Here is a 1,931-nt window from a genome sequence, read left to right as displayed (position 1 = left end):
CATGATATAATCCAAATGTTGGTAAAATCGCTAACGAACAACAAAAGTTTGCAGGCAGTGATACAAGAATACCAGCAGGAGAATATGAGGTGTTTTGGAAAAAATCAAATATTAATAGCCCAGTCCTTATGGTGGAAAATCCAAATAATAAAGAAAGATATTTGGATGATTTGCAAAAAACAATGAAAAATTTAAATATAAACATAGAGCAGCTATATTGCAATATTGCAACTTGCAAACACAATAAAGATAATAGGAAAACTTTTGGAACTAAACATATTCATATCGTCCCGCAACTCAAACCTAAAGATAGCAAAAATAGTGTGATAGGGACAAGTAGAAATGGTATTTTAATTCATTATGGCGATACAGGTGAATGGAGTACGGGCTGCCTTTTGCCGACAAATGAGTTGAAGTGGAAAAAAGAAAGATGGATAGCAAAAGACAGAAATAGCACAGTTAATGCTGTTGCAAGATTGTATATAGCTCTTATTGAACATGATGCAGAATCTTTTAAACGCTATGAACTTGGCACAAATAATCCGACAAAAAGCACGATTAAGAATTTTATTGTTAAGATTCAAGAAAAAGATAAAATTGAGTTTTACCCACCAGAAAGGGAGCGATAATGCGTTTAGTAATTTTTATATTTTTTGTTGTTAGCATTGTGTATGCTGATGCATATCAGACACATTTTCAAGACATGCTATCAAGCCGAACTTATTATAATAGCACCTTATATAAAGATAAAGAAACAGAGGAAAAAATATATTATAGGGGAAAAGTAACGCTAAGTGGAATACTTGAATGGCAAATGTATCAAGACGAAGTAGATTTTTATTGGCGTTTAGTGTTTTTTCCAGATATTCCAAATGATTTACCTAGACTTTTTACAGATGATAACAGGTCCATATTTTTAAATGATACACTTAAGAAAGATGTTTCATTTCAAAAAAATAGTTTCTTGCAAATCTATAATATTTTACCAAATCAATTAAATCCAATAGATGAATATATCTTGGGTGGGATAGCAATCCGTGTAACACTAACTTTGGAAAATTACTACATTAATAAAAATTTAGATAGTGAAGCTGATACACCATATTGTGCGACTATTGCTCAAGATGTAAAGATTTTAAGCGATATAAGAAAGTGGTATATAGATAAAAAATCCCTTCCAAGCGAATTTCTGTTGTTCTATGCTTCCAAAGACCCTTTTATTAATCTTAGAGAATCTCCTAATGGGCAAATACTTATACATATTCAAAGAGCAGATATACAAGAAACATGTCAATATACAGAGAATAAAGCTTTTATATTAGATTTAGGGCGAGATTCTAAGAATTTCAAATGGATTAAAGTTGCCTATATTCTACCAGAAGCCGAAGACGCAAGCAAAGTAATTTATGGGGTAATTCACGAAAGTCAAGTAGGACATGAATGCAAATAATAAAAATTGTTGATTTAGTAATATTTAAGATTCTAAAGTGAGTGCTACAAATACAAATAATCCAATTAACACCAATACAAACAACCAAAACTACCCCACTAAAACAAGCTTTATCACTAAACTAAAAGATAAACAAACTACAATCAAGATTCCATTAGATACTACCATTACCAAAGATAAATACAATAATATTAACTTACAAGATACTAAACTTCTCTTTCTTTCTTTTATTCCCTTTAAAGATAATGATGAGGCTAATAATACCAAAGCATAAAAGATTCAAATAGAATCTAAGGATTTAGAGAAACAATCTATCACTAAACAATTTAAGATTCCAATTATTGAAGATTTTAAAGAGAATGAAGTGGTTAGGGGGTGGAGGGGGGAAACATCAATAGAAGATATTGTATTCCCTCTCAAAATGAAACCACTCAATGACAAGGGTTTACCATATGATTTGGAGTATTGCAAATCCAGCAGA

The 1,931-nt window shown here is 30.9% G+C and carries 3 protein-coding genes; all 3 read left to right on the top strand.

Annotated features, from left to right (window positions below):
* The first annotated feature begins 89 nt into the window (after positions 1-89).
* From LS69_RS09935 to LS69_RS09925, 3 genes are read left to right on the top strand one after another with little or no spacing between them, the layout of a single operon-like run.
* Positions 90-629, top strand: coding sequence for a hypothetical protein (locus tag LS69_RS09935; protein ID WP_238699305.1), 540 nt, complete (start codon positions 90-92; stop codon positions 627-629).
* Entirely contained in the window at positions 629-1,450 is an 822-nt protein-coding gene (locus tag LS69_RS09930; RefSeq protein ID WP_138124649.1) for a hypothetical protein, read from the top strand. Before LS69_RS09935 ends, LS69_RS09930 begins: the two co-directional genes overlap by 1 nt.
* 37 nt (positions 1,451-1,487) lie before the next feature.
* Positions 1,488-1,724 carry a hypothetical protein gene (locus LS69_RS09925; RefSeq protein ID WP_138124646.1) on the top strand — a complete coding sequence of 79 codons (237 nt, stop codon included), beginning with the start codon at positions 1,488-1,490 and terminating at the stop codon, positions 1,722-1,724.
* Positions 1,725-1,931 lie beyond the last annotated feature (207 nt).

Origin of the sequence: Helicobacter sp. MIT 05-5294 (assembly GCF_000765675.1) — a bacterium.
Classification (GTDB): Bacteria; Campylobacterota; Campylobacteria; order Campylobacterales; family Helicobacteraceae; genus Helicobacter_D.
This window is presented reverse-complemented; position numbering and strand designations above follow the sequence as displayed.

Bases quoted from the DNA above. Each gene is read 5' to 3' on its own strand.
- LS69_RS09930 (WP_138124649.1), top strand. From the start codon at position 629: ATGCGTTTAGTAATTTTTATATTTTTTGTTGTTAGCATTGTGTATGCT.